This is a genomic window from Aphanothece microscopica RSMan92 (assembly GCF_046613545.2).
Lineage (GTDB): Bacteria > Cyanobacteriota > Cyanobacteriia > PCC-6307 > Cyanobiaceae > NIES-981.
Window position 1 is genome coordinate 17,664 of the sequence record NZ_JBKKKY020000005.1, and the last position, 25,116, is coordinate 42,779.

Annotated in this window: 21 protein-coding genes; 14 read left to right on the forward strand and 7 right to left on the reverse strand. The window is 69.7% G+C overall.

Features of this window, described 5'->3' with window-relative positions; genetic code table 11:
* Positions 1–6 precede the first annotated feature (6 nt).
* The 5 genes from ACLD7X_RS02420 to ACLD7X_RS02440 all read left to right on the forward strand — a co-directional run bounded on the left by ACLD7X_RS02420 (position 7) and on the right by ACLD7X_RS02440 (position 6,209).
* Positions 7–648, forward strand: coding sequence for a FecR domain-containing protein (locus ACLD7X_RS02420; protein WP_412006767.1), 642 nt, complete (start codon positions 7–9; stop codon positions 646–648).
* Positions 645–2,510 carry a CHASE2 domain-containing protein gene (locus ACLD7X_RS02425; RefSeq protein WP_411421869.1) on the forward strand — a complete coding sequence of 622 codons (1,866 nt, stop codon included), beginning with the start codon at positions 645–647 and terminating at the stop codon, positions 2,508–2,510. The genes ACLD7X_RS02420 and ACLD7X_RS02425 overlap by 4 nt, the downstream gene beginning before the upstream one ends.
* Positions 2,511–2,541: 31 nt before the next feature.
* Positions 2,542–3,315 (forward strand): FecR domain-containing protein, encoded by a 774-nt coding sequence (locus tag ACLD7X_RS02430; RefSeq protein WP_411421870.1) that lies wholly within the window; start codon positions 2,542–2,544, stop codon positions 3,313–3,315.
* A gap of 87 nt (positions 3,316–3,402) precedes the next feature.
* On the forward strand, positions 3,403–4,269 hold the full coding sequence (locus ACLD7X_RS02435) for a FecR domain-containing protein (RefSeq protein WP_411421871.1): 867 nt from the start codon (positions 3,403–3,405) through the stop codon (positions 4,267–4,269).
* Positions 4,270–4,301: 32 nt separating this feature from the next.
* A complete protein-coding gene (locus ACLD7X_RS02440) occupies positions 4,302–6,209 on the forward strand; it encodes a CHASE2 domain-containing protein (protein ID WP_412006768.1) in 1,908 nt (635 codons plus the stop codon).
* Here the strand turns inward: ACLD7X_RS02440 and ACLD7X_RS02445 are convergent.
* The gene (locus ACLD7X_RS02445; RefSeq protein WP_412006769.1) at positions 6,169–7,305 is read right to left on the reverse strand and encodes an FAD-dependent oxidoreductase; all 1,137 of its coding nucleotides are present in this window, start codon (positions 7,303–7,305) and stop codon (positions 6,169–6,171) included. The genes ACLD7X_RS02440 and ACLD7X_RS02445 overlap by 41 nt on opposite strands.
* 106 nt (positions 7,306–7,411) lie before the next feature.
* Between ACLD7X_RS02445 and ACLD7X_RS02450 the strand changes: the two genes are divergently transcribed.
* Both ACLD7X_RS02450 and gatB read left to right on the forward strand, forming a co-directional pair.
* The gene (locus tag ACLD7X_RS02450) at positions 7,412–8,218 is read left to right on the forward strand and encodes a hypothetical protein (protein WP_411421874.1); all 807 of its coding nucleotides are present in this window, start codon (positions 7,412–7,414) and stop codon (positions 8,216–8,218) included.
* A 59-nt stretch (positions 8,219–8,277) separates the two neighbouring features.
* A complete protein-coding gene (gene gatB, locus ACLD7X_RS02455) occupies positions 8,278–9,804 on the forward strand; it encodes an Asp-tRNA(Asn)/Glu-tRNA(Gln) amidotransferase subunit GatB (protein ID WP_411421875.1) in 1,527 nt (508 codons plus the stop codon).
* Between the two features lie 74 nt (positions 9,805–9,878).
* Here gatB and ACLD7X_RS02460 read toward each other — a convergent pair whose 3' ends face one another.
* Together ACLD7X_RS02460 and ACLD7X_RS02465 are read right to left on the reverse strand one after the other, a co-directional pair.
* Entirely contained in the window at positions 9,879–11,729 is a 1,851-nt protein-coding gene (locus tag ACLD7X_RS02460; RefSeq protein WP_412006770.1) for an alpha-amylase family glycosyl hydrolase, read from the reverse strand.
* 73 nt (positions 11,730–11,802) lie between these two features.
* Positions 11,803–12,699, reverse strand: coding sequence for an MBL fold metallo-hydrolase (locus ACLD7X_RS02465; RefSeq protein ID WP_412006771.1), 897 nt, complete (start codon positions 12,697–12,699; stop codon positions 11,803–11,805).
* Between the two features lie 95 nt (positions 12,700–12,794).
* Between ACLD7X_RS02465 and ACLD7X_RS02470 the strand changes: the two genes are divergently transcribed.
* The gene (locus tag ACLD7X_RS02470; RefSeq protein WP_411421877.1) at positions 12,795–13,460 is read left to right on the forward strand and encodes an SDR family oxidoreductase; all 666 of its coding nucleotides are present in this window, start codon (positions 12,795–12,797) and stop codon (positions 13,458–13,460) included.
* A gap of 34 nt (positions 13,461–13,494) precedes the next feature.
* On the opposite strand, the gene coaE is transcribed toward ACLD7X_RS02470, so the two are convergent.
* The 3 genes from coaE to ACLD7X_RS02485 are packed head-to-tail and all read right to left on the reverse strand — an operon-like array spanning position 13,495 to position 16,576.
* Positions 13,495–15,024: a dephospho-CoA kinase gene (gene coaE / locus ACLD7X_RS02475; RefSeq protein ID WP_411421878.1), complete on the reverse strand. Its 1,530-nt coding sequence runs from the start codon at positions 15,022–15,024 to the stop codon at positions 13,495–13,497.
* Between the two features lie 8 nt (positions 15,025–15,032).
* Positions 15,033–15,674 carry a TFIIB-type zinc ribbon-containing protein gene (locus ACLD7X_RS02480; protein ID WP_411421879.1) on the reverse strand — a complete coding sequence of 214 codons (642 nt, stop codon included), beginning with the start codon at positions 15,672–15,674 and terminating at the stop codon, positions 15,033–15,035.
* Positions 15,671–16,576 (reverse strand): SPFH domain-containing protein, encoded by a 906-nt coding sequence (locus tag ACLD7X_RS02485; protein WP_412006772.1) that lies wholly within the window; start codon positions 16,574–16,576, stop codon positions 15,671–15,673. Before ACLD7X_RS02485 ends, ACLD7X_RS02480 begins: the two co-directional genes overlap by 4 nt.
* Before the next feature lie 72 nt (positions 16,577–16,648).
* Between ACLD7X_RS02485 and argJ the strand changes: the two genes are divergently transcribed.
* From argJ to ACLD7X_RS02505, 4 genes are read left to right on the forward strand one after another with little or no spacing between them, the layout of a single operon-like run.
* The gene (gene argJ / locus ACLD7X_RS02490; RefSeq protein ID WP_411421881.1) at positions 16,649–17,893 is read left to right on the forward strand and encodes a bifunctional glutamate N-acetyltransferase/amino-acid acetyltransferase ArgJ; all 1,245 of its coding nucleotides are present in this window, start codon (positions 16,649–16,651) and stop codon (positions 17,891–17,893) included.
* 10 nt (positions 17,894–17,903) lie between these two features.
* Positions 17,904–18,386, forward strand: coding sequence for a hypothetical protein (locus tag ACLD7X_RS02495; RefSeq protein ID WP_411421882.1), 483 nt, complete (start codon positions 17,904–17,906; stop codon positions 18,384–18,386).
* A gap of 52 nt (positions 18,387–18,438) precedes the next feature.
* A complete protein-coding gene (locus tag ACLD7X_RS02500) occupies positions 18,439–18,747 on the forward strand; it encodes a hypothetical protein (RefSeq protein WP_411421883.1) in 309 nt (102 codons plus the stop codon).
* Positions 18,744–20,414, forward strand: a complete 1,671-nt coding sequence (locus tag ACLD7X_RS02505) for an ABC1 kinase family protein (protein WP_411421884.1) — start codon at positions 18,744–18,746, stop codon at positions 20,412–20,414. Before ACLD7X_RS02500 ends, ACLD7X_RS02505 begins: the two co-directional genes overlap by 4 nt.
* A gap of 21 nt (positions 20,415–20,435) precedes the next feature.
* On the opposite strand, the gene eno is transcribed toward ACLD7X_RS02505, so the two are convergent.
* Positions 20,436–21,725: a phosphopyruvate hydratase gene (gene eno, locus ACLD7X_RS02510; protein WP_411421885.1), complete on the reverse strand. Its 1,290-nt coding sequence runs from the start codon at positions 21,723–21,725 to the stop codon at positions 20,436–20,438.
* 131 nt (positions 21,726–21,856) lie between these two features.
* On the opposite strand from eno, the gene gloA reads away from it, so the two are divergent.
* Together gloA and ACLD7X_RS02520 are read left to right on the forward strand one after the other, a co-directional pair.
* Positions 21,857–22,258 (forward strand): lactoylglutathione lyase, encoded by a 402-nt coding sequence (gene gloA, locus ACLD7X_RS02515; protein WP_411421923.1) that lies wholly within the window; start codon positions 21,857–21,859, stop codon positions 22,256–22,258.
* 13 nt (positions 22,259–22,271) lie between these two features.
* A complete protein-coding gene (locus tag ACLD7X_RS02520) occupies positions 22,272–25,115 on the forward strand; it encodes an ATP-dependent Clp protease ATP-binding subunit (protein ID WP_412006773.1) in 2,844 nt (947 codons plus the stop codon).
* Position 25,116: the final 1 nt, after the last annotated feature.

Genomic DNA, 25,116 nt, shown 5'->3' on the forward strand with positions numbered 1-25,116 from the left:
CTTGGCTTGCTTGGCCTGGTTCTGGTGCCGGGGGTCCAGGCGGCCCGACCCCTGCCCCGGGTGGTTGAGGTGCCCTCCCGGCCGGCCTTCGTGCGCCCGCCCGGCCGCAGCGAACAGACCGCGGCGGTTGGCCAGCTCCTCCCCGGCAGCTCCCTGCTGCGCACCCAGCGACCGGGACGCCTCCAGGTTCTCCTGGCCCAGGGCCGCAGCTTTCGCCTCGGGGGTGACGCCGTGATGCGTCTGACGCCTTCGGGGCTGGATCTCGAACGCGGTCAGCTGATTGCCTGGGTGGAGCCCGGAGCCCAGGGCCGGGAGCCGTTGCGGGTGAGGACCCGCGTCGGCACCGCCTCGATCGAGGGCACCACCGTTTTCCTGGAGGTCGATGACACCGCTGTGACGGTGTTCAGCTGGGAGGGTCAGGTGCGGTTCAGCCCGAACCCTGCCGGCGGCGAGGGGCTGCCCGCGGTGGTGCTGCGCAGCGGTGAGCAGGTCGCCTACCGCGAGGGAGCCTGGTTGCCGCCCCGGCGCCTGGGTCGGGAGGAGGTGATGCAGCGCCGTCGCCGCAGCCTCCTGCTGAACGGCTTCTCCGCACCGATGGCCACCCTGCCTGTGATCGAGCGGGAGCTTGGCTTGCTGAATCCCCCGTGAGGCCCCTGTGGCTGCTGGGGGTGCTCCTGCCGCTGGTGGCCACCCTTCCGCCGCTGCAGCCCACACCGTTGGGTCAGGGACTGGAGGCTTCGGATGCCCAGCTGCGGGTCATCGGCTGGCGGCTGGCGGCCGCCTGGGGCCCAGGTCGCGGGGGGCCGCCGGAGCCGGTGGTGCTGGCCATCGATGCCGATTCCCTCGATCTCGCTCAGTTGCTCTCGCCGGAGGAGCGTCGCGCTTCGCCCTTGTGGCGGCAGATGGGCGCCTGGCCCTGGCCGCGGGCCCTGCAGGCCGACCTCGCGGCCTGGGTGCTGGAGCGGGGTGCCTCCCGGGTGCTGTTCAACGTCGTGTTCAGCCAGCCCAGCCGCCTCGGTCCCCAGGATGACCAGGCCTTCGTCGAACGGCTGAGCCCCTGGAAGGAGCGGGTCGTCCTGGCCGCCGCCTTCGGGGCACGGCAGTCGGAGGGCGTCGAACTCGCCCAGCTGCGCGCTCCCCTCCCGTTGCTGAATCGGGCGGCGGCGCCGCCTGCCGGCCTCACGGCACTGCTGCAGAGCCCCCAGGGCTACACCGAGGCCATCCCAGGCCGGCGCTGGCTCGCGGCGCGCTTGGCCGACTTTCTCCCGCCCTGGCCCGAACCGCTGCCCTACCGGGGCCGCGCCGGCTCCGGGCCTGTCCCCTGGTTGCCCCGCTACATCGCCTTCGCACCGCCCGCCGCCCGTCCTCCCCTGGTGCCGGCCTGGCAGTTGCCGGAGGTTCCGGACGGCTTCTGGCGGGGCCGCACCGTGCTGATCGGGGCCACGGCACCGGCCCTGGGCGACCAGATGGAAACCCCCTTCGGCGCGATGAGTGGCACCGAGGTGCAGGCGGCTGCCCTCGCCAGTGTTCTGGAAGGGACAGCCCTGGCGCCCATGGCCAGCTCCCATGGCGTGCTGCTGCTGCTGGCCTGGGCCGCCGCCGTGCTGCTGCTGCTCCGTCAGGCCTCGCAGGCCCAGGGCACCCTCCTGCGCACCCTGGGGCTGATGCTGGGGGCGTTGCTGCTCACGGCCCTGGGCTGGACGGTGCTGCAGCTCTGGCTGCCGCTCACGGGCCTGATCCTGTTGCCCCTGGGCGGGGGCAGCCTGCGGGGGATCGGCCAGTGGCGGCGCGAAAGCCGCGAGCGCGCCTACCTCCACCAGGTGCTTGCCCGGCGGGTTTCCCCCACCCTCCTGCGGGACATCCTGCGCGAGCCCGGACCGCTGGGCACCCAGGTGGGCGGGAGTCGCTGCACCTGCGTGGTGCTGTTCACCGATCTGGTGGGTTTCACGCCCCTCAGTGCCCAGCTGGACCCCCCGGCCCTGTTCGCGCTGCTGAACCGCTACTTCGAGGCGATCGCCGTGGCCGTGATCGAGGAACAGGGGCTGCTCGACAAGTTCATCGGGGATGCGCTGATGGCCGAATTCGGGGTGCCGCGCAGCCGCGGCGATCGGGCCGAAGCCCTGGCCGCCGTGCGGGCGGCTCTGGCGATGCAGGAGCGCCTGGAGGCCCTGAACCGGGAACTGGAGGCCCAGGGGCATCCGTGCCTGCGCCACGGCATCGGTCTCCATGTGGGGGAGGTGATCGCCGGCAATCTGGGGTCCTCCCAGCGCCTGGAGTTCACCGTGGTGGGCGCCGCGGTGAATGTCGCCAGCCGGCTGGAGGGGCTCACCCGCCAGTACCCGGACCATCCGATCCTGCTCAGTGGGGCCGTGCTCGAGCTGCTGCCCGCCTCGGTGCGGGCCGTCCATCTGGGCGCCCACCAGCTGAAGGGGTGGCCTGTTCCCCTGGAGGTCTACGGCCTCGAGGGGCTGGACGGGGACGGGGAAACGGCACCCTCAGCAACCGGGTGAGAATGGGCTGAGTGCCTGCCCCGGAGCTGCGATGGCGTCGTGCCTCACCTCCACCCCGCCGAAGCGGTTCGCACCGCTGCTGGCCGCCACGCTCACGGGTCCGGCTGCTGTCACCGTCATGGCGGTGGCGGCGCTGTTCGCCACGGCACCGGCCGCATGGGCCACGGAGGCCGCCACGGTGCAGGAGATCCTGGATGGCCGGGAGTTCTACATCGACGACAGGGAGGCCAGGGTCAAGCAACGGGCCACGGCGCCCGATGAGATCCGCACCCGCCGCAGCCGCGGCCAGATCCGCTTTGACAGCGGTGCGGCGGGTCGGGTAAACAGCAATTCCCAGCTCCGGCTGGGCAGCGGCTGTTTCCTGCTGAGCAAGGGGCAGATTCTGGTGTCCGGGCCCCAGAGCGGCTGCACCCGGTCGGCCCGGATGAGCGTGCGGGGGACCAATTACCTGCTCGAGGTGAAGGAGGACGACAGCACCGAGCTCTCCGTGCTCGAGGGCTCCGTCGAGGTGGAGCCCCTTCGCGATGGGGAGCCGGTGCCCGATGGGCAGGCGCCCCCCACCCGGGTCGAGGCGGGGCAACGGGTGCGGCTGTCACCGGCTGGGGTGGTGCTGACGCTGCTGAAGCTGTCGTCCGGGGATTACTCGGGCATCCTGGGGGGCCCATTGTTCGAGGGCTTCCGGGAGCCGCTGCCCGGCATGGGTTCCCTGGAGAGTTACATCCGCCGCTACGTGCCCGGCGTGGGTCTCCCGGGTCTGCCCGTCACCCCCTCGATTCCGGGATTCAGCCTGCCGCGGTTCTTCTAGGTTGCGCAGGTCGGCTCGCAGCGCTGAGGTTGCCGCCCTCGTGCGATGCGGTTTCCGCTGCGTTTGATGGCAGGTGATGACCAAAGGATGCGAACCGCTCTTCAGGTCGGCATCGTGAGGGAGACTTCGATCGGGTTGCTTCCCATGGGTCTGGCCATGCCTGGGATCCGCAAGCGCTTCGCGAAGGCAGGACACGGTGCTCCGCCGGCACCTGCCACCACGGCGCAGAACCACCGTTCGCCCTCGGCGTCCCGCCGCCTCGGGGGGGCAGGAGACCCCGGGGGAATCGCGGCGGCCCTGGGCGCCACCCTGCTGCTCACCACCACCTTCATCGCCCCGGTGCAGGCCGCCAAGCAGGAGGCCACCGTGCGGGAGATCCTCGATGGCAAGGAGTTCTTCATCGATGCCAAGCAGGCCAAGGTGAACCAGAAGGCCCGCACGCCCGATGTGATCAGCACCAAGGCCAGTCGCGGCACGGTGGCTTTTCAGAATGGTTCCACGGCACGGGTCAACCGCAACTCCCAGTTCAAGCTCCAGTCCGACTGCTTCCTGCTGACATCGGGTCAGGTGCTGATCTCCGGGCGCCAGAACACCTGCCTCAAGAGCATGAAGCTCAGCGCCCGCGGCACCAACTACATCGTTTCGGTGCTCGAGGACGGCTCCACCGAGGTGGCGGTGCTGGAGGGCCAGGTGGTGGTGGAGCCCAAGGACCCCCGCGCCCGGGAGGCCTGGAGCGATCCGCTCCGTCGCGAAGCGCTGCGGATCACCCCGGAAGGGGAGGTGGTCGACCGGCGTTGCCTGGTCTCCTCGGATTACGAGCGCATTCTCGGGGGAGACCTGTTCGAGGGATTCCAGCAGCCCCTGGCCGCCTTCGGTCAGCTGGGCAGCTTCCTGGCCGACAACGTGCCTGTGGCGGGTTCGCTGCTGAGGGTGCTCGGTCTGGGTCTGTTCTGATCCGCCAGTTTCCCCAACGCATGCTTCAACGCATGCCCCAGCGCCTGCCCCAGCGCCGCTCCGTCGTCCTGGCCGTGGTGTCCGGCCTGGTGGTGGGCGTGGTGGCCTGGATCGGGGCCGCCTCCCCGAGGGGCGTGCGCGTGCTCGAGCGCGGCCTCGAGGGCCAGATGGTCAGGCTGCGGGGGCCCAGGCCGGTTCCCCAGGCGGTGGTGCTGGTGGCCATCGATGACTCCACCCTGCAGCAGGGCGCCTGGTTTGCCGACCAGACCGACGGTCCCCATGCGATCCCCTCCTGGGCGGAGGGCATCAACACCCTCCCCTGGCCCCGGGCCCGCTATGGCGATCTGCTCGACCGCCTGGCGGAAGCCAGCCCCGCGGTGGTGGCCTTCAATCTGGTCTTCGAGGGGCCCAGCGGCCGGGGCGAAGCGGACGATGCGGCCCTGGCCGGTGCCATCGCGCGGATGCCGGGGAAGGTGGCCCTGGCCGCCGAGATGATGGAGATCCGCGACACCGGCTTCAGCGGGCTGAGCCTGGCCCCGCCGGCCGTACCCCTGCTCAGCGCCGCCGGCATGGAGGCCGTCGGCATCTCCAACACGCTGCCCGCCGGCCAGGGCGAGCCCTTCACCCATCCGGAGACCTACGGCCAGCGGGTGCTGCCGATGAGCGGCGCCTCCGCACGGGCCTCGCTGCCTCGGGTGATCCTGGAGCGTTCGGGTCGCAGCAGTCGCCAGCCCGATGCCGACCGCCAGCTGAACTTCTACGGCCCCGAAGGACGGTTCGAGCGACTGTCGGCCTGGGAGGTGCTCGATCCCGCCCGATGGCAGAACCACCCCAAGCGCAGCCTGCTGCGCGATGCCCTCGTGCTGGTCGGTCCGGTGGTGGCCCAGGGCGGGGTCGGCACCGTGACCCCCTTCGGCAGCCTCTCGGGCCTTGAGCTCCTGGCCACGGCCACGGCCAACTCCCTGCTCGGGGACGGTCTGCACAGCTGGCCGGTTTCTCCCCTGAACCGCGGCCTGGTGGCGGTGGTGCCGGTGCTGCTGGTGGCCTGTCTCGCCCTGCTGCGGGGAGCGTTGGCATGGCGTCTGTGGCTGATGGGTGGTGTGCTCGCCCTTCAGCTGGCCGTGGCCTGGGTGGCCTTCGCGCAGCGCAACACCTGGGTGCCGTTGCTGGCCCCCTCCGCTGGCCTGGTGCTGCTGGGGCTGCTCTACGGCGGTGATGCCTACATCGCCGAAGAGGGTGAGCGGCGTCGGCTCCGCCGCACCTTCGAGCGCTACGTCGCGCCGAGCGTGGTGGCGGAGATCCTCTCCGATCCGGCAGCCGCCGAGGGGATCCTGCGGGGCCGCCTCCTGCCGGTGACCGTGCTGTTCACCGATCTGAAGGGTTTCACCCAGCTCACCAACCAGCGCAGCGGCACCGGTGAGATCGAGATGCACGTGCGCCAGCTGAACCGCTACCTCGGCGAGATGGTGGACGTGATCACGGCCCATGGCGGCACCGTCGACAAGTTCATCGGGGATGCCGTGATGGCGGTGTTCGGCTCGCCGATCGGCCGCGGCACCCAGCCGGAGGCCCTGGCGGCGGTGCGCTGCGCCCTCGAGATGCGACGGGCCCTCAACAGGCTCAACCACGAGTGGACGGCGGAAGGGCTCACCCCCCTGGACAACGGCATCGGTCTGGCCTCCGGGGAGGTGATCGTGGGGCAGATCGGCAGCCCCCGACGGATGGAGTTCACGGTCATCGGCGACAAGGTCAACCTGGCCAGCCGCATGGAGGGGCTCACCCGCACGGCCGGCGCGCCGATCCTGTTCGACGAGTCCACGGCGGGGCTGGTGGGCGAGGTGGTGCCGGTGCGCGGCCTCGGCGAGCAGAACGTCAAGGGGATGGGCACCCTGCCGGTGTTCAGCCTGGAGGAGGATCTGATGCAGCTGCCCGCGGCCTGAAACGGTCCCAGCGGAAGGCCCGCAGCAGCCGGGCGGGGGTCGCGAGCGGGGCCGGGCCCTGCATCAGGCCTGCCACGAGCTCCGCGGTGATCGCGGCCAGCAGCACCCCGTTGCGGTGGTGGCCTGTGGCCAGCCAGAGGCCGGGGATCGGGCCGGCGCCGAGCAGCGGACCCTGGTCTGGGGTGCAGGGACGGAAGCCCCACCACCGCTCCATCGGCGGCCAGTCGGCCGCCGCCGGCAGGAGCTCCGCAAGGCCGGCCTCCAGCTGACGCTGCCCGGCCGGGGTCAGGCCTGCCGCGAAGCCGGCCTCGGGTTCCACCGTGGCTCCCACCACCAGCAGCCCGTCCTCCCGGGGCACGAGGTAGGTGCCCGGGCCGAACACCACCCGCTCCAGGGCCTGGCGGGGCCCCTGCAGGGAGAGCATCTGCCCCTTCACGGGCACGATCGGCAGCTGGGGCAGCAGCTGGGCGCTCCAGGCGCCCCCCGTCAGCACCGCCTGCTCGCAGCTCCGGCAGGTTTGCTCACCGTCGGCCCGGCGCAGCTGAATCCCCACCAGGGAGCCGCCGGCATCGGTCTGCAGGGCGAGCACCTCCGAGCCCTCCTCGAAACGAACCCCCCGCTCCACGCAGGCCCGCTCCAGGGCCCGCATCAGCCGTCGCCGGTTGTCGATCTGACCGTCCTGTTCAAACAGCAGAGCGGCCTGCCATCGCGGACCGATGCCTGGCACCTGGGCCTCCAGCCCGCGGCGGTCCAGGCTGGTGCCGAAGCAGGCCGTGGGGTAGGCATCCCGTTCGGCGGCCGTGGTGAACGGCACCACGATCCCGCAGTTCCGTAGACCACAGTCGAGTCCTCCGTCCGCCTCGATCCGTGCGACCCAGTCCGGGGTCCGCGCCAGGGAGAGCTGGCCCAGCTCCAGCAGCGGGCCGCTGAGGCCCTCGGCATGGGGGGCGAGCATGCCCGCCGCCACAAAGCCGGCCGCCTCCTGCCGCTGACGGCTGATCACCGCCACCTCGCGGCCCTGGCGGGCCAGGGTGTGGGCCAGGGCGAGGCCCATCAGCCCACCGCCCAGGATCAGGGTCTGCGCGTCCGTGCTCACGCTGGCTGCTCCGGGTGCTTGGGGGCCTGCCAGGCCCGGACCGGATGCATCCTGCCAATTCCGCAGCCGCGCTTCAGAGTGGAGGCGCAGTGCCGATGTCCCGGGCATGGCCCAGACCCTTTGCCCCGCCGCTGCCGCCCTCGTCCTGCTTCTGCCCCTGGCGATGGCACCGGGCGCCGGTGCCCAGGACCTGCCGGAGCGGGGGCTGGTGCGGGCGACCGTGCAGCAGATCCTCGACCGACCTGAGCTCTACATCGATGCGCGCCTGGCGAGGGTGAAGGATGTGGCCAGCGCGCCGGAGCAGTTCACCACCCGCAACACCCGGGCCCAGCTCCGGTTCAGCTCCGGGGCCGCCGGCCGTGTCAACCGCTTTTCCCTGCTGCGCCTCGACAACCGCTGCATCCTGCTGGAGCAAGGACAGCTGCTGGTGTCGGGGCGCCAGGGGAGCTGCACCGCCTCGGTCCGCGTCAGCGTGCGGGGAACCAACTACATCCTGGAGGCCTTCGAGAACGGCGATGCCGCCGTCACATCCCTGGAGGGGCGCCTGGAAGTCGTTCTCCGCCGGGACGGAGCGTCGGGGGAACAGGCTCCGATCCAGGTGGAGAGCGGTCAGCGCCTGCGGTTGCTCCTCGGTGCGGACCTCACCACGGTGATCGCCCTGACGCCGGCGGACTATCGGGCCATCCTGGAGGGTCCGCTGTTCCGAGGCTTCGATCAGCCGCTGCCCGCCCAGGGAGCCCTGGAGGACCATCTCAGGGCCAACGTGCCCGGGGTGAGCCTGCCGCGGCCCGAACCGAGGGCTGAACGCCGCCGAGCTCCCTTCTCCTTCGGGTTCGGGTTCGGCTTCGGTGGGGGCGGTCCCGAGCCTGGGGACAGCCGACCGAGCTACCCGCGTGGCGAGTCCGGACAATGAACCAGCCCCCCCGGCGCGTTCCATAGGATCGATCCACGCACAGGTGCAGGAGAGTCCAGATGGCAGGCGCGGCCCAGGCAGCAGCCGTGGAGCAACAGGGGCAGGCCGGGGGCGGAACCCCTCCCGCCGCCTGGGAGGCGGTGATCGGCCTGGAAACCCACGTGCAACTGGGCACGGCCAGCAAGATCTTCACCAACGCCTCCACCGCCTTCGGTGACGACCCCAACACCCACATCGATCCTGTCGTGTGCGGCCTTCCCGGCACCTTGCCCGTTCTGAATCAGAAGGTGCTGGAGTATGCGGTGAAGGCCGCCATGGCGTTGCACCTGAAGATCGCAGAGCACAGCAAGTTCGACCGCAAGCAGTACTTCTATCCAGATCTCCCGAAGAACTACCAGATCTCGCAGTACGACGAGCCGATCGCCGAGGACGGCTGGATCGAGGTGGAGGTGGCCGAGAAGGGCAAGGAGACCTATCTCAAGCGCATCGGCATCGAGCGCCTGCACATGGAGGAAGACGCCGGCAAGCTGGTGCACGCCGGCAGCGACCGTCTGGCGGGCTCCACCCATTCGCTGGTGGACTACAACCGCGCCGGCGTGGCCCTGGCCGAGATCGTGAGCAAGCCGGATCTGCGTACCGGCCGCGAGGCCGCCGAATACGCCTCGGAGATCCGCCGGATCATGCGCTATCTCGGCGTGAGCGACGGCAACATGCAGGAGGGCTCCCTGCGCTGCGACGTGAACATCTCCGTACGTCGCGGCCCTGAGGCTCCCTTTGGCACGAAGGTGGAGATCAAGAACATGAACTCCTTCTCCGCCATTCAGAAGGCCTGCGACTACGAGATCCAGCGGCAGATCAAGGCCTACGAAGCCGGTGAGCCGGTCGTGCAGGAAACCCGTCTCTGGGATGAGGGCAAACAGCTCACCAAGAGCATGCGCTCCAAGGAGGGCAGCAGCGACTACCGCTACTTTCCGGATCCCGATCTCGGGCCGATCGAGGTCACGGCCGAGCAGCGGGAGATCTGGCGTTCGGAGCTTCCCGAGCTGCCGGCCGCCAAGCGCCATCGCTATGCCGAGCAGCTGGGGCTGAGTGTCTACGACGCGCGGGTGCTTACCGACGAACGGCCGATGGCGGACTACTTTGAGGCTGTGGTGGCGGCAGGGGCCGACCCCAAGGTCGCGGCCAACTGGATCACCGGCGACATCGCCGCCTACGTGAACGCCAACCGGCTCGATTACGCCAGCCTGCCGTTGCGTCCCGATCAGCTGGCCGACATGATCGAGCTGATCGGGAATGGCACGATCAGCGGCAAGATCGCCAAGGAGCTTCTGCCGGAACTCCTGGAGCAGGGAGGCTCCCCCGCCGCGATCGTGGAGGCGCGCGGCTTGGGCATGATCAGCGACCCTGCGGCGATCACGGCGATCGTGGAGGAGCTGCTGGCGGCCCATCCCGCTGAAGTCGAAGCCTTCCGAGCTGGCAAGAACAAACTGCAGGGCTTCTTTGTGGGCCAGCTGATGAAGAAGACCGGTGGCAAGGCTGATCCGAAGCTCGCCAACCGCATCCTGGCCGAGAAGCTGAAGGGCTGAGCCGCGAATCCCGCGCCTCCGGTGCTCTGCTCAGCCGCTGCTTCAGGCGATGACTCCCTCTGGGTGTGTCTCCTTCAGTGGGATCCCCAGACGCAGTCAAACTTGATTCGGCCTGATGGCGGTAACAGCAGTCGGCGAGAGGTCAGATTCTCGTGTTGGAAGAATCCATCGGATCCCAGAATGACGAACTTGCAATGAAGGATTGCGCCTGCCGTTTGCTGAAATGGTACTTCCGCAATCCAGGTGTTCCGATTCACGTATTCCAGCCCGTAGGCTCGGGTCAGATCCCATTCCCCCAGTTCAGGGCAGTCTCCTGTCAGAACAAGGTGCTCGCCGGGCTTGGTATCCACGCCATTGAGCTGAAAGACGGCCACCGCGGGACCGCAGACCCTTGGCCCGGCCTGGGCCAGCACGTGCATGCTGCGGGCACCCAGATGCAATGACTCCAGCTTGCCAGCCTGGACGTTCACATCGGCTCCACTGACCCAGCAGTGATGTGGGCCCTCCGGCAGGCTGAGTCCCTCAAGGGTGATGGTGCGCTCCTCGCCTTTGTTGAACAGACAGAGCGCCCATGAGTCCCGGTAGCGACGTTCGAAGGCGTAGATGTCCTCTGAGATGTACCGCTCCTGGCATCCTCCCAGGCTCAGGGCCTGATTCGTGCGTCTGAGCTGGGACATCGCGGCCACAAGACGAAAGAGCTGGGAGTTTGTGTCAAACTGCTCCATCATGGGCCGGTTGTAGGGATCGCGACCGCCTTCCGTGTTGTTCACCAGATACTGCTCCGTGCCGTAGAAGACACAGGGCACACCGCGCAGGCAGAACAGCAGAACGGTCGCCAGCTCCAGCAACCGTTCGTCCGGACAGATCGAGAGAAACCTCGGCATGTCATGGTTGTCGATGAACGTCACCAGCTCGTTGGCTCTCTTGTAGACATGGTCATGGCTGAGCAGGTCGTTCACCAGCTGGAAGCCACCAGGCTCGGAACCGGAGAAGGCAAAGCGGATGGCATCACACAGGCCAAAGTCGAGGATGGACATGCCCGTGTCGTTGGCATAGGCGACGGTTCGTGCGTCCCAGGGTTTGCCGAATCCATACTCCCCAAACATGAAGAGATCGGCCCTGTGGGCCTTCATGTCTGAGGTGAACTCTTGCCAGAACCAGATCGGCATGTGCTTGAGCGTGTCCACGCGCAGGGCATCCACGCCGACGTCAATCCAGCTCTTGATGGCTGATTTGATAAAGTTTCGATAGTCAATATTTTTTTCATTGAAGGTGGCCAGCCCGGCCATCTCTCCGTGGATCAGCTGGAACTCGTCTTCCCAGTCCGTGATCTCTGGGTGGTGGTAATAGAAGTTGTTCTTGTCGTCATAAAAGTCGGCAATCAGTTCTCCGTCGTCATAAACTCTTCCCTTGACTCCGTTGATGTCTGGTGAGCTGTGGTTGCAGACCACGTCCAGGATCAATTTGATGCCGGCCCCGTGAAGGGCCTGCACAAGATCGGCGAGGGTGTGCGAGCGCTCCAGGGTGTTGCAGTCATCATGGCGGATGAAGCGGGGGTTGATTCTGCGGAAGTCTTTTGTCCAGTACCCATGCATGGGGGCGCGCTCGAACTGCATGTCATCCACCTGCTCAAACAGAGGCGAGAGCCAGACTGCCGTAATCCCCAGCTCCTTCAGATAGGGAACGTTCTGGATGATGCCGTCGAGGTTGCCACCCCAGTATTTGCCCCACTGGAGCCAGGTCTTGTCATAGAGCCCCTGCCGTTCCCCCCGGTCCCACAAGCCTGCCCGTTCCTCTTCATCACTGCTCCCATCGCAGAAGCGGTCCACGATGATGAAGTAGATCACCTCCTCGCGGAAGTCGAGCTCGTTGATGGCCAGTTGGCCAAGCTCTGATGTGGATGGGATGACGACCTGTCCGGTCATGCCGATGCCCTCAGCCAATGCTCACCCCCACGCTATGGGCTGGACATTTGAGGTGGTGACACCGCAAGGATTCCTACCAATCTTCCTGGTGTTTCGTGCCCACGGTGCCAACCCGGAGTCGCTCCCCCTCGGCAGCAGCGATCACGTCGGGCACGCTCTTGCGATCCATGAAGGCGAGCCGCAGGTCCCGCAGGGAAGCCTCGATCATCGGATCGGTGCGGGTCGGATCGTGGTGGGTCAGGGCCACCTGCCGTACCCCGGCCCGGCAACACAATTCCACCACGTAGTCTCCAAGGCTGTGGCCCCACCCCCGCTTCTCGGCGTAGTCGCGGGCGATGTACTGGGCATCATGGATCACCAGATCGGCTCCTTCCATGAACGCCATGTGGCGCTGATCGCGGGGGTCGATCTCCTCAACAGCGGAAGGCGTCGCCAACCCATAGGGCTCATGGTCGCAGATGTACACCACCGCCACGCCATCAGCCTCCAGGCGATAGCCGAGGGTGGGGCCGGGGTGATTCAACCACTTGGTCGATACGCTGACTCCGCCGATCTTGAACACACCTTCATCGAGGTCATGGAAATGGATCTCCGCGCCGAGTTGCTCCAGGGTGACCGGGAAGAAAGGGGCTGACATCTGAACAGCCAGCGCGTCGCGCAGGGTTCCCTCGGTTGGGGCAGGGCCGTAGATGTTCCACACCCCCCCGCGGGCATACAGCGGGGTGAAGAACGGCATCCCCTGAATGTGGTCCCAGTGCAGGTGCGTGATCAGGATGTGCCCCTGCTGCGTTGGCGACCCAGCTTCCATCAGGTGCAGGCCCAGTTGGCGGGCCCCGCTGCCGAAGTCGAGGATGAAGAGTTCACCGGCGTCGGTGCGCAGCTCCACGCAGGTGGTGTTCCCTCCGTAGCGCAGGGTCTGTGAACCCGTGGTGGGGATCGATCCCCGCGTTCCCCAGAACCGGACCCACATCTTCGATCACCCGCACCCTGGAAATCTAGGGACGCTGCCTACAAGGGCTGCCTGCAACGGCTGCCTACAGTGAGACAGCCCCGCCCTCCTGCCGTTTGGCCCTCTGCGTGATCACCGGTGCCAACCGGGGCATCGGTCTCGAACTCTGCCGTCGCCTTCAGGCCCGTGGCGATGACGTCCTGGCGGTCTGTCGCACGCCGTCCCCGGACCTGGAGGCGCTGGGCGTGGGCATCGAAGCCGGGATCGAACTGACCGATGAGGCCTGCATCACCAGCCTGCGGGACCGTTTGGATGGTCAGGCGATCGACCTCCTCATTCACAACGCCGGCATCCTGGAGTCGGACACCCTCGAAACGCTCGACTTCGCCACCATCCGCCGGCAGTTCGAGGTGAACGCCCTCGCACCGTTGCGGCTCACCCAGGCCCTGCTGGGGCATCTGCATGCTGGATCGCGCCTGATCCTGATGACCAGCCGCATGGGCTCGATCGGCGACAACGGCTCCGGGGGCAGTTACGGCTACCGGATGTCCAAGGTGGCGCTCTGCATGGCCGGAAAGTCGCTGGCCATCGATCTGCGGCCCAGGGGCATTGCCGTGGCGATCCTGCATCCCGGCCTGGTCAGCACCGGCATGACCGGCTTCACCCCCTCCGGCATCTCCCCGGCGGAAGCGGTGACGGGGCTGCTGGCCCGCATCGATGGGCTCACCCTGGAAGAGAGCGGCACCTTCTGGCACGCCAACGGGAAAGTGTTGCCCTGGTGAGCTTGCTGAGCTGGTGAGGGGTGCGCCCCCGCCGTCATGGGGCCGCTCCCTGCGGGCCTGCTCCGGGGGGAAGGCCTGGGCCGCTCCGGAGCGCCTGGGCGACGGCACTCGCCAAGGCGCCGGGGCTGGCGCGGTTGTCGATCACCAGATCCGCCAGGCTGCGCTTGCGCTCCAGGGGCCACTGGGCCGCGATGCGGGCACCGGCCTCGCTTACCTCCAGACCGTCGCGGGCGATCAGGCGCCCGAGCTGCTGCTCCGGGTCGCAGTCCACCAGCCAGACCTCGCTGCACAGCCCCTCCAGCCCGGCTTCGAACAGCAGCGGGATCATCAGCACCACCACCGGGCGATCCGCCAGCCGCTGCAGTTCAGCCTCGAACCGCTGCCGCACCAGGGGATGCACCAGCTGCTCCAGCCAGGCGCGTTCGGCCGGGTCACCGAACACGATGCGGCCGAGGGCGGCCCGGTCCACGGACTGGCTTTCCGGACCCTTGCCCTCACGCACCTCCCTGACGGACGCGCCATGGCGAGCCAGCACCGCGCGGGCCCCCGCACTGCCCGGCGCGAGGGCCTCCCGGGCGAACTGGTCGGCGTCGAGCACCGGCAGGCCCTGCTCTGCCAGCAGCCGGCCCACGCTGCTCTTGCCCGTGGCGATGCCGCCGGTGAGGCCGATGCGACGCTGCGCTCCGTGCTGCGCTCTGTCCCAGCGCGGGCTGTTGAGCCGGGGCAGCAAGGCGGGTGGACCCAGCTGCTCCAGCTGGAAGCTGGACCCATAGCTGGGGGTGGACCGCTCGGAATAGAAGCGGGTGCGGCGCGGCGGCCAGATCCTCTGGCGCAGATTCAGCAGCCGGCTTCGGCCCCACAGGCCCGCACGCAGCACCCTGGCGAGCCAGGGAGGTGCCGGCCGCCAGTCGAGGCTGGCGAGCACCTCGGGGTCGAGCACACCCCGCAGCACGGTGGCCAGGGGCTGGCGCAGCGGCTCAGGCCATTCCGCCAGCAGCATCCCCAGGGTGGCCTCGGCGACGCGGTGGTTGCTGGGGGCGCTGCGGAACAGCTTCGCCTCCACCTCCCCATTCAGGCTGAGCATCGCCTCCAGGCTGGCGGGGCGGTTCTGGATGGCCATCAGGGCACCCACGTGATCCCAGAAGCGGAACCAGGCCTGCCGCTCCTGCTGCTGGAGCGGCCGCCAGCCGTAGCGCTCCAGCCAGCGGATCGGCTCGGCCACGAAGGTCGAGAGCACATAGAGGAAATCGTGGTTGCTGATCCCGTAGGCGCCGTGGATGCGGTTCATGCGATGGATCACCGCCCGTCCCTCGGCGCTGTCCGGCCCCCAGCGCAGCAGTTCGGCCATCATCAGTCCCGTGTCGTCGTAACGCTTGCGCGGGCGTTCCGTGAACTCACCGGTCCGGGCCAGAAGGCCTGAGATCGAGGGCAGGCAGAACGTCTTGAGCAGGGCCAGCTCCAGGGCCCGGGTGGTGTCCCAGGGGAACAGGCTGCCGGCCAGCCTGCGGCAGACCGCAGCCACCTCGGCGTCCAGCGTCAGGGGGCCGGACGGTGCAGTGGGCATCAAGGGGATCAGAACAGCTGCCGCAACAGTCTGATCAGCCAGGTCGAGAGGTCCATCTCCTCACCGGACCCCTCCGCCGGGCTCCCCCACGTTGCTGGAGCATCCACTTGCCGCTCGCGGGTCTGCTGGGCCTGCCGCTCCTGATCCAGCAGCACTCCGCCGGCCCGAGCCCACTCCAGCAGCTGCCGCAACTCGCCGGCGTCCAGCCACAGCCCGTGGTCGCGGCACTGGTCCACCACCACACCGCTGCGCTGGCCCTGAAGCCGCCGGTTCATCAGCTCGCCGCAGCGGGGGCAGGGCCGGTAACGCACCGGGGCGGCCGATCGCCGGGGCGAATCCGCCAGGGTCTGCAACAGGCTGTGGTCCACATTCCAGACCCGCCCGACGGCCTGATCCAGCAACAGCTCCAGGCTGCCGAGGGGCAGGAACAGTCCCATGCAGTCCGGGCAGCGTCCCAGGCTGATCGTCCCCGCAGGGCCCAGCTGAAGGACCTCCAGCGACGTGCCGCAGTCGGGGCACTGCAGGTCCGTGCTCACCCCGCCGGCCTGCAGGTGGGCCCACCCCCGCAGGTCGAGATCCAGCCGGGTGCCGCAGTAGGCGCACACCACCCCGCGCGGCGGACGCGGGGCCCCGCAGCTGGGGCAGGTCATGGGCTGGGGGTGGGACCGTCGGGCTCCTCGGGGGCAGACGGCGGCGGCGGGGGTGGAGGTGGCGCGAGCCGCTCCCCCAGGGCGAAGCCCATCGCCAGGCCGGCGCCGGCGGCGGCTCCACCTGATGGGTTCTCAGCCGCTTTCTCCAGGGCGATGCCCTCCTGGTAGGTGCGGAAGGCGGCCAGGTCGCCGGTCAGGCCGATGGCCGTGCGCCGGTCCAGGGCCGCCTCGACCTCCGCCGGCAGGGAGAGGTTCTCGACCAGCAGGGTGGTGAGCTCCAGGCCGTAGCCGGCCCATTCGGCCTGCAGCCGCCGCTGCAGTGTCGCTGCCACCTCGTCGTAGCGGGCCGCCAGATCCAGCACCGGGTGGCTGCTCTCCCCCAGCAGGTCGGCCAGGCGGCTCACGATGAGGTTGCGCAGCTGCTCGCTGATGCCCTCCAGGGGGAAACGGGGGTTGCTGCCGCTCACCTCGCGGATGAGCTGCTGCGGATCCCGGACCCTGAGGCAGTAGGTGCCGAACCCCCGCAGCCGCACCGGTCCCAGCTCGGCATCGCGCAGGATCAGGGGATGGCGCGTGCCCCACTTGAGGTCGGTGAACTGGCGGGTCGCCACGAAGTACACCTCCGCCTTGAAGGGGCTTTCGAACGCGGTGGGCAGGGCCAGCAGGGTGGTGAGGAGCGGCAGGTTGCGGGTCTCGAGTCGGTAGCGGCCGGGTGTGAAGCAATCCGCCACGCGCCCCTCGTTCACCAGCACCGCCTGCTGGCCTTCCCGGACGATCAGCTGGGCGCCCCATTTGATCGCGTTGCCCTGGCGCGGGAAGCGCCACACCAGCGTGTCGCTGCCGTCTTCGCTCCAGTCGATGACGTCGACGAATTCACCGCGGGCCCGCTGCCAGAGGTCCATCGCCCGCTCCCGCCCATGGATCGACCCTCAGGATGGCCCCGAGGTCAGGATGGGGCCAGCGGCCACGGCCCCTTGACGCATCCATGGACCCCGACCGCCGGCGGCATCACGGCCCCCGCTGGCTTCCTGGCCGCAGGCCTCACCGCCGGTCTCAAGCCCTCCGGCAATCCCGATCTCGCCCTGCTGCTGGCGCCGGAGGGCGCCGTCTGTGCCGGCGCCTTCACCATCTCGCTGGTGCGTGCCGCCTGCGTGGACCTCTGTGCCGAGCGGCTGGCGGCCAGCGGCGGCCGGGCCCGGGCGGTGCTGACCAATTCGGGGCAGGCCAATGCCTGCACGGGCGATCGGGGCCTGATCGACAGCCTGCGCGCCACCGGAGCCCTGGCCGATCGGCTGGGGCTGGCGGCCGAGGAGGTGCTGATCTGCTCCACCGGGGTGATCGGTGTGCCGATTCCGATGGACACCCTGCTGGCGGGCCTGGACCCCCTGGTGGAGGCCCTCGACCGTGAGGGGGGCGCCGCGGCGGCCCAGGCGATCCTCACCACCGATCTGGTGGACAAGCAGATCGCCCTGGAGGCGGATCTCGGCGGCCGGCAGGTGAGGCTCGGCGGCATGGCCAAGGGCTCGGGGATGATCCACCCCGCCATGGCCACCATGCTCGGCTATCTCACCTGTGATGCCGGCGTGCCGGCCGACGTGTGGCAGGGCATGGTGCGCCGGGCGGTGGAGCGCTCCTTCAACGCGATCACGGTGGACGGCGACACCAGCACCAACGACACGTTCCTGGCGTTTGCCGCCGGTGAGCCCCTGGGCCCCGAGCACTTCGACGCCCTGGAGGCCGGCCTGACGGCGGTGTCGCAGCACCTCGCCCAGGCGATCGCCCGCGATGGCGAGGGCGCCACCTGCCTGATCGAGGTGCAGGTGGACGGCAGCGCCGATGAGGCCGGCGCCCGGGCCATCGCCCGCACCATCTGCGGCTCGTCGCTGGTGAAGTGTGCCGTCCACGGCCGTGACCCCAACTGGGGTCGGATCGTGGCTGCGGCGGGTCGGGCGGGGGTCGCCTTCGATCCCGAGGCGGTGGCCCTCTGGCTGGGCGAGCACCAGCTGATGGCGGCGGGTCAGCCGCTGGCGTTCGACCGCCCGGCCGCCTCCCGGTACCTGAAGGATCGGGCCGCCGGCGCCTACCTCGGCGGCACTGGCGCCGGCGGCGACACCGTGCTGATCCGCCTGGTGGTGGGCGAGGGCCCCGGCCGGGGCCGCGCCTGGGGCTGCGACCTCTCGGATCAGTACGTGCGCATCAACGCCGACTACACGACCTAGCCTCCTGTCCATGGCCCAGTCCCGCCCTGCCCAGTCCCCCCGGCCCCTGCGCCGCAGCCGCTGGCGAGGTCCGCTCGTGGCTGGGTTCTGCTTCGGCCTGGGCTATGGGGTCACCCAGCGCTTGCTGGCGCTGCAGTTGCCCGCTCTGGTGCAGCTGCGCCAGGGTTTCGAGGTGCGGGAGTTTCCCGGCACCAGCCTGGAGAGTCTGCGTCTGCGTTTCGGCAGTGACTCCAAGGAGATCCGCGGCGATCTGGAGTTGATGGAGCTGGAGCAGCAGGCCAAACAGCGTGAGGCCAAGCGCAAGGAAGAGCAGCGCCAGCAGGAGCTGGACGAGCAGCGGCGCCAGACCCAGCTCCAGGCCGAGGAGGCCAGGTCGGCCGAGCCGGCTGAACCTGTCCAGCAGGCACCCCTCGAGCCAGCGCTTCCGGATCCGGGCCCGGAGCCTGAGGGGGCCCCTCAGGCCCCCGCACTCCCCTCGCCGGGGGAACCCTGAGCTGCAGCGGGTCATCCCCATCTGGCACAGTTCCAGCAGCAGTGAAGGCTCCATGCCGGCGCCCCAGACCCTGATGCAGGCCGCGCTGGCGCGGCTGGGAGCCCGCCTCGGCAGTGGGCTCGTGGATGCCGCGGCCAATCTGGCCCTGGCCGTTCAGGATGCGCCCGAGCGGCTTCGCCAGGAATTCGAGCTCTTCTGGGAGGAGGTGGCCGAGGAGGCGGACCGGCTGGAGCGGGATGAACGGGACCACCCGGCCCACCGGGATGGGGCGGGGGAGCCGCCCGAGTCCGTTCAGGATCAGATCGATGCCCTGCGCGCCCAGGTCGCCGGCCTGAACCGTCGACTGGACCAGCGCCCGTGATCCGGCGCCCGCTGCGCATCTGGTGGCTGGCGCTGCGGCTCGCCGTCGGTCTCTGGTGGGATGGCCAGCGCTGGTCCTACCCCGGCGGGCCCACGCCCGAACGCCGCAGCCAGCGGGCCCGGCGCCGGGCCCGCTGGCTGACCCGCGAGTTTCTGGGCCTGGGCTCGGCCTTCATCAAGCTCGGGCAGCTGCTCTCCGCCCGTCCCGATGTGCTGCCCGCCGAGCTCGTCGAGGAGCTCTCCGCCCTGCAGGATCGGGTGCCCTCCTTCTCCTTCGAGGTGGTGCAGCAGCTGCTGGAGCAGGAGCTCGGGGAACGCTGCGCCGAGATCATCGACCTGGAGGAGGTGCCGCTCGGCTCCGCCAGTCTGGCCCAGGTGCACCGGGCCAGCCTGCGCAGCGGGCGCCAGGTGGTGCTGAAGGTCCAGCGGCCTGGCCTGGAGCGGCTCTTCCGCCTGGACCTGGAGGTGCTGCAGCAGGTGGCCCGCGTTGTGCAGCGCCATCCCCGCTGGGGCCGGGGCCGTGACTGGGTGGGCATCGCCCAGGAATGCCGCAGGGTGCTGCTGCGCGAGCTCGACTTCCGCCTCGAGGCGGAGCATGCCGCCCGCTTCCGCCAGCAGTTTCTCGACGACCCCGGCATTCGGATCCCCGCGGTGGTGTGGGAGCTGAGTTCCCGGCGGGTGCTCTGTCTCGACTACGTGCCGGGCATCAAGATCACCGACCGTGAGGCGCTCGTGGCCGCGGGCATCGCCCCTGCCGCAGTGGCGGAGAAGGGGGCCGCCAGTTACCTGCAGCAGCTCGTGCGGTTCGGCTTCTTCCATGCCGATCCCCATCCCGGCAACCTCGCCGTGGCGGCCGACGGTGCCCTCATCTACTACGACTTCGGGATGATGGGGCAGCTGTCGGGGCGGCTCCGCTCCCGCCTCGGCCGCATGGTGCGGGCAGCTGCCGGCCGCGATGCCGCTGGCCTGGTGGCCGAGCTGCAGGCCGCCGGCGTGCTGGCGCCAGGCATCGATCCCGGGCCCGTGCGTCGTCTGGTGCGGGTGATGCTCAACGAGGCCCTCACCCCACCCTTCTCCGCCAATGTGCTGAACAAGCTCTCCGGGGACCTCTACGAGCTGGTCTACGGCCAGCCCTTCCGCCTGCCTCCTGAGCTGATCTTCGTGATGCGGGCCCTCTCCACCTTCGAAGGGGTGGGCAGGAGCCTCGACCCCGGCTTTAGCCTGGTCGCCATTGCCCGCCCCTACCTCCTTCCCCTGATGACCTCCAGCGGTGCCGGCGGGAACGATCTGCTCGGGGAGATCTCCCGCCAGGCTGCTCAGGTGGGCAGCCGTGCCCTCGGAATCCCGCGCCGGCTGGATGAAAGCCTGGCGCGGATCGAGCAGGGGGATCTGCAGGTGCAGATCCGTGCCGGCGAGACCGACCGTCTGCTGCGACGCCTCGCCCTGGCCCAGCAGTCCGCCGGCCAGTCCATGCTGCTGGCTGGCCTGGCCGTTGCCGCAGCCCTGCTGGCGGTGAGCACCCGCCCCACCCTGGTGGTCATCCCGCTTGTGGCGGGGCTGCCGGTCGGTCTGGGTTGGCTGAAGCTGCAGGCGCGGCTGGCCCGCGACGGCCGGTTGGATCAGCTGCCGGGGATGGCCGCGCCCCCCGCTCCGCCCAGCGGCGACTGAGCTGTAGCCACCCGCTGACCCCTATTTCCCCCGGGGGCCGCGGTCCTCGGCGCCGGCGTAGGTGGCCTGGCTCCCCAGTTCATCCTCGATGCGGAGCAGCTGGTTGTACTTGGCCACCCGCTCGCTGCGGCTGAGCGATCCGGTCTTGATCTGGCCCGCCCGGGTGGCGACGGCCAGGTCGGCAATGGTGGTGTCTTCCGTCTCGCCGCTGCGGTGGCTGATCACGCTGGTGTAACCGGCACGGCCCGCCAGGTCGATGGCCTGGAGGGTTTCGGTGAGCGAGCCGATCTGGTTCACCTTGATCAGGATCGAATTGGCCACCCCCAGGTCGATGCCCCGCTGCAGGCGGCTGGTGTTGGTCACGAACAGGTCATCACCCACCAGCTGCACGGTGCTGCCCAGCTTCTCGGTCAGCAGTGCCCAGCCGTCCCAGTCGTCCTCCGCCACGCCATCCTCGATCGAGACGATCGGGAACCGGCTGACCAGCTGGGCGAGCTGGTCCACCATCTCGGCACTGGTGTAGCTGCCGCCGTCGAAGGCGTAGCGCCCGTCGCGGTAGAACTCGGTGCTGGCCACATCCAGGGCCAGGGAGATCTGGTCGGCGGGGCGGTAACCGGCCTGCTCGATCGCCTGCACGAGGATCTCGCCGGCGGCGATGTTGCCCAGATCGGGGGCGAAGCCGCCCTCGTCTCCCACGGCGGTGCTCAGGCCCTGGTCCTTGAGCAGGCCCTTGAGGGTGTGAAACACCTCGGTGCCCATCCGCAGGGCTTCGCTGAAGCTGGCAGCCCCATGGGGGACCAGCATGAATTCCTGGAAATCCAGGCTGTTGGCAGCGTGGGCCCCGCCGTTGATCACGTTCATCAACGGCACCGGCAGCAGGCTGGCCATGGGGCCGCCCAGGTAGCGGTAGAGGGGCAGGCCCACCCCGTTGGCCGCCGCCCTGGCGGTGGCCAGGCTCACCGCCAGGATGGCGTTCGCGCCGAGGGCGCTCTTGTTGTCGGAGCCATCCAGCTCGAGCATCGCCGCATCGACGGCCGCCTGGTCGAGGGCACTGAGGCCGCAGAGGCTGGGGGCGATCTTCTCCTCGATGTTGCTCACCGCCTGGAGCACGCCCTTGCCCATGTAGCGGCTGCCGCCATCGCGGAGTTCATGGGCTTCGTGCGCGCCGGTGCTGGCACCGCTGGGAACGATGGCGCGGCCGCTGGCCCCACCTTCGAGCATCACCTCCGCCTCCACCGTGGGGGTGCCGCGGGAATCGAGCACCTCACGGGCCACCACGGTGTCGATCACGAGGTCGAGGGAGTCGATCACGGAAGCGTGCCTTGGTGTTCTCAGGGGTGGATCCTATGGGTCACCCCCTCCCCCCCATATGTGCCAACGAGCACTGGCTCGATGGTGGCTGGCCAGAATGGAGGGACGATGCCCCCGATGCCGTCTCGCCGATGCGCCTGCTCCACACCATGCTCCGGGTGGGGAACCTGGAGCGCTCCCTGGCCTTCTACACCGACGTGCTCGGCATGACGCTGCTCCGCCGCAAGGACTACCCCACGGGCCGCTTCACCCTGGCGTTCCTGGGTTACGGCGAGGAGAGCGAGAACACGGTGCTGGAACTCACCCACAACTGGGACACCGACCGCTACGAGCTCGGTGAGGGCTACGGCCACATGGCCCTTGGTGTCGAGGACATCCACGCCACCTGCCGGGCGATCGCGGCCAAGGGGGGGCGGGTGGTCCGGGAGCCCGGGCCGATGAAGCACGGCAGCACGGTGATCGCCTTCGTGGAGGATCCCGACGGTTACAAGGTGGAGCTGATCCAGCTGGGGTCCCTGACCGATGCGGCCTGATCCCGGCGCGCTGATGGCCCAACCCGGCGCCAGCCTGACCAGCGACCCCGACCGCTTCAGCGAGGACGCCTGGGAGCTGTTGCTGGCCTCCCAGGACACGGCCCGCCGCTGGCGCCATGACGTGATGGATGTGGAGCACCTGCTCCTCACCCTGCTGATGAACCGGCGCTTCGGCCGCTGGGTCGAGCGGATGCCTGTCGATCAAGACACCCTGCTCGATCGCCTGGAGGCCTTCTGCGCCGACCAGCCGACCAGCAGCGGTGATCAGCTGTTCATCGGCGACGCCCTCGAGGACCTGCTCGAGGAGGCGGACCGCCGGCGGGCGGGCTGGGGGTCCCGCTTGCTCGACGTTCCCCATCTGCTGCTCGCCCTGGTGCAGGAGCCCCGCATCGGCGCGGCCCTGCTGGCCGGCGAGGGGCTCACGGAGGACACCGTGCTGCGCCAGCTGCGGCCGCCATCCTCGGCCCGGGCGGCCCTCGGCGAGCCCCCCGAGCCCGCCGATGACTGGGTCGATGGCCGCACCCCTGGCGGTGCCGCCCGGCGGGTGGGATCCGAGCGGCTGGTCCGCTCCTCGGCCACAGCCTCGTCCACCTCCAAGCCCACCGCCACAGGCCCGGCCCCGACGGCAGCCACTGCATCGGCCCCCGCGGCATCCCCGGCCAACGGGACCGTTGCGGCAGCGGGCTCCCCACCCGCCCTTCGCCTCGAGGCCGAAGGACCCGAGCCCACGGCGCTGGAGCGTTACGGCCGGGACCTCACCGCCGCGGCCCAGGCCGGTGAGCTGGACCCGGTGATCGGGCGCGACGCCGAGATCCGCCGCCTCATCCAGGTGCTCTCCCGCCGCAGCAAGAACAATCCGGTGCTGATCGGCGAACCCGGTGTGGGCAAGACGGCGGTGGCCGAGTCCCTCGCGCAGCGGATCGTGGCCGGCGAGGTGCCCGACTCCCTGCGGGGCCAGCGGCTCGTCGCCCTGGACCTCGGGGCGCTGATCGCGGGGGCCAAGTTCCGCGGGCAGTTCGAGGAGCGCCTGCGCACGGTGCTGGCCGAGGTGCGGGATGCCGACCCTGGCGTGATCGTGTTCATCGACGAGCTGCACACCGTCGTGAGCAGCGATCGCTCCGGAGGCGATGCCGGCAGCATCCTCAAGCCGGCCCTGGCCCGCGGCGAGCTCCGCTGCATCGGTGCCACCACCCCGGAGGAGTACCGCCGCAGCATCGAGAAGGACCCGGCGCTCGACCGCCGTTTCCAGCAGGTGGTGATCCGGGAGCCCGGGCTCGAAACCAGCGTGGAGATCCTGCGCGGGCTGAAGGAGCGCTACGAGCTGCACCACGGCGTCACGATCAGCGATGGCGCCCTGGTGGCCGCGGCGCGCCTGGCCGATCGCTACATCGCCGACCGCTGCCTGCCCGATTCCGCCATCGATCTGGTGGATGAGGCGGCCGCCAACCTGCGGATGGAGGTCACCTCCAAGCCCCAACCCGTGGAGGAGGCGGAGGTGGCGCTGCGGCGCGTCGAGCTGGCCCTGCTCTCCGCCGAGACCGCGCCCGAGTCGGAGCGGATCCAGCTGCAGGAGCAGCGGCGCAGGGCCACCGAGAAGCTGCAGGCCCTGCAGCAGCGCTGGCAGGCCGAACGGGCTCGGGTGGACGAGCTGCGCGAGCTGCTGCAGCGGGACGAGGACCTGCGCCACGCCATTGCCGAGGCCGAGCGCCAGGGGGATCTGGAGGAGGCGGCCCGGCTCCAGTACGACCAGCTGCATGGCCTGCAGCAGCGCCGGGCGGCGCTGGAGGCCGAGATGCAGACCGACGCGATGCTGCGGGAGCAGGTGGAGCCGGGGGACATCGCCGATGTGGTGGCCCGCTGGACCGGCATCCCCGTGCAGCGTCTGCTGGCGGGTGAACGCCAGAAACTGCTCGAGCTCGACAGTCGCCTGGGGGAGCGGGTGATCGGCCAGCCCGAGGCGGTGGCGGCGGTGGCGGCGGCGATCCGCCGGGCCAGGGCCGGCATGCAGTCGCCGAGGCGGCCGGTCGGTTCGTTCCTCTTCCTGGGCCCCACCGGCGTGGGCAAGACGGAACTCGCCAAGGCCCTGGCGGCCGCGCTCTTCGACGAGGAGGACGCCCTGGTGCGCCTCGACATGAGCGAGTTCATGGAGCGCAACGCCGTGGCCCGGCTGGTGGGGGCTCCACCCGGTTACGTGGGCTACGAGGAGGGCGGCCAGCTCACCGAGGCGGTGCGGCGGCGTCCCTATGCGGTGGTGCTGCTGGATGAGGTGGAGAAGGCCCACCCCGAGGTGTTCAACCTGCTGCTGCAGGTGCTCGATGATGGCCGGCTCACCGATTCCCAGGGCCGCACCGTCGACTTTCGCCACACCGTGGTGATCATGACCAGCAACCTGGCCAGCCGCTCCATCCTCGAGCACGCCCGGGGGGGCCTCGACGCCCGGGAGCTGGAGAAGGCGGTGGACCAGGCGCTGGCCTCCCGCTTCCGCCCGGAGTTCCTCAACCGCATCGATGAGGTGATCCGCTTTCGTCCGCTGGCCCAGGCCGATCTGGAACGGATCGTGCGGCTCCAGCTGGCCGAGCTGGCCGGCCTGCTGGCGGAGCAGGAGCTGGAGCTGGTGGTGGAGGAGCCGGTGGTGCGGGTGCTCGCCGAGCAGGGCTATGAGCCCGAGTACGGGGCCCGCCCGCTGCGGCGGGTGCTGCGCCGTCGCATCGAGAATCCCCTGGCGACGGAGTTGCTGGAGGATCGCTACGCCGCGGCGCGGGGCGTGCGGCTCGCCCTGGCCGAGGACCCGGCGGCGCCCCTCTGCTTCGAGCCCCTGTTCGAGCCCCGGGCGGAGCCTGGTGAGAGCGTCCGGTAGG

Excerpts from the sequence above, each read along its gene's own strand:
- ACLD7X_RS02480 (WP_411421879.1), bottom strand. The coding sequence starts at position 15,674 with ATGACCTGCCCCAGCTGCGGGGCCCCGCGTCCGCCGCGCGGGGTGGTG.
- ACLD7X_RS02430 (WP_411421870.1), top strand. The coding sequence starts at position 2,542 with ATGGCGTCGTGCCTCACCTCCACCCCGCCGAAGCGGTTCGCACCGCTG.
- gloA (WP_411421923.1), top strand. The coding sequence starts at position 21,857 with ATGCGCCTGCTCCACACCATGCTCCGGGTGGGGAACCTGGAGCGCTCC.
- ACLD7X_RS02500 (WP_411421883.1), top strand. The coding sequence starts at position 18,439 with ATGCCGGCGCCCCAGACCCTGATGCAGGCCGCGCTGGCGCGGCTGGGA.
- ACLD7X_RS02450 (WP_411421874.1), top strand. The coding sequence starts at position 7,412 with ATGGCCCAGACCCTTTGCCCCGCCGCTGCCGCCCTCGTCCTGCTTCTG.
- ACLD7X_RS02440 (WP_412006768.1), top strand. The coding sequence starts at position 4,302 with ATGCCCCAGCGCCTGCCCCAGCGCCGCTCCGTCGTCCTGGCCGTGGTG.
- ACLD7X_RS02465 (WP_412006771.1), bottom strand. The coding sequence starts at position 12,699 with ATGTGGGTCCGGTTCTGGGGAACGCGGGGATCGATCCCCACCACGGGT.
- ACLD7X_RS02495 (WP_411421882.1), top strand. The coding sequence starts at position 17,904 with ATGGCCCAGTCCCGCCCTGCCCAGTCCCCCCGGCCCCTGCGCCGCAGC.
- ACLD7X_RS02485 (WP_412006772.1), bottom strand. The coding sequence starts at position 16,576 with ATGGACCTCTGGCAGCGGGCCCGCGGTGAATTCGTCGACGTCATCGAC.
- ACLD7X_RS02435 (WP_411421871.1), top strand. The coding sequence starts at position 3,403 with ATGCGAACCGCTCTTCAGGTCGGCATCGTGAGGGAGACTTCGATCGGG.
- coaE (WP_411421878.1), bottom strand. The coding sequence starts at position 15,024 with ATGCCCACTGCACCGTCCGGCCCCCTGACGCTGGACGCCGAGGTGGCT.
- ACLD7X_RS02520 (WP_412006773.1), top strand. The coding sequence starts at position 22,272 with ATGGCCCAACCCGGCGCCAGCCTGACCAGCGACCCCGACCGCTTCAGC.
- ACLD7X_RS02460 (WP_412006770.1), bottom strand. The coding sequence starts at position 11,729 with ATGACCGGACAGGTCGTCATCCCATCCACATCAGAGCTTGGCCAACTG.
- gatB (WP_411421875.1), top strand. The coding sequence starts at position 8,278 with ATGGCAGGCGCGGCCCAGGCAGCAGCCGTGGAGCAACAGGGGCAGGCC.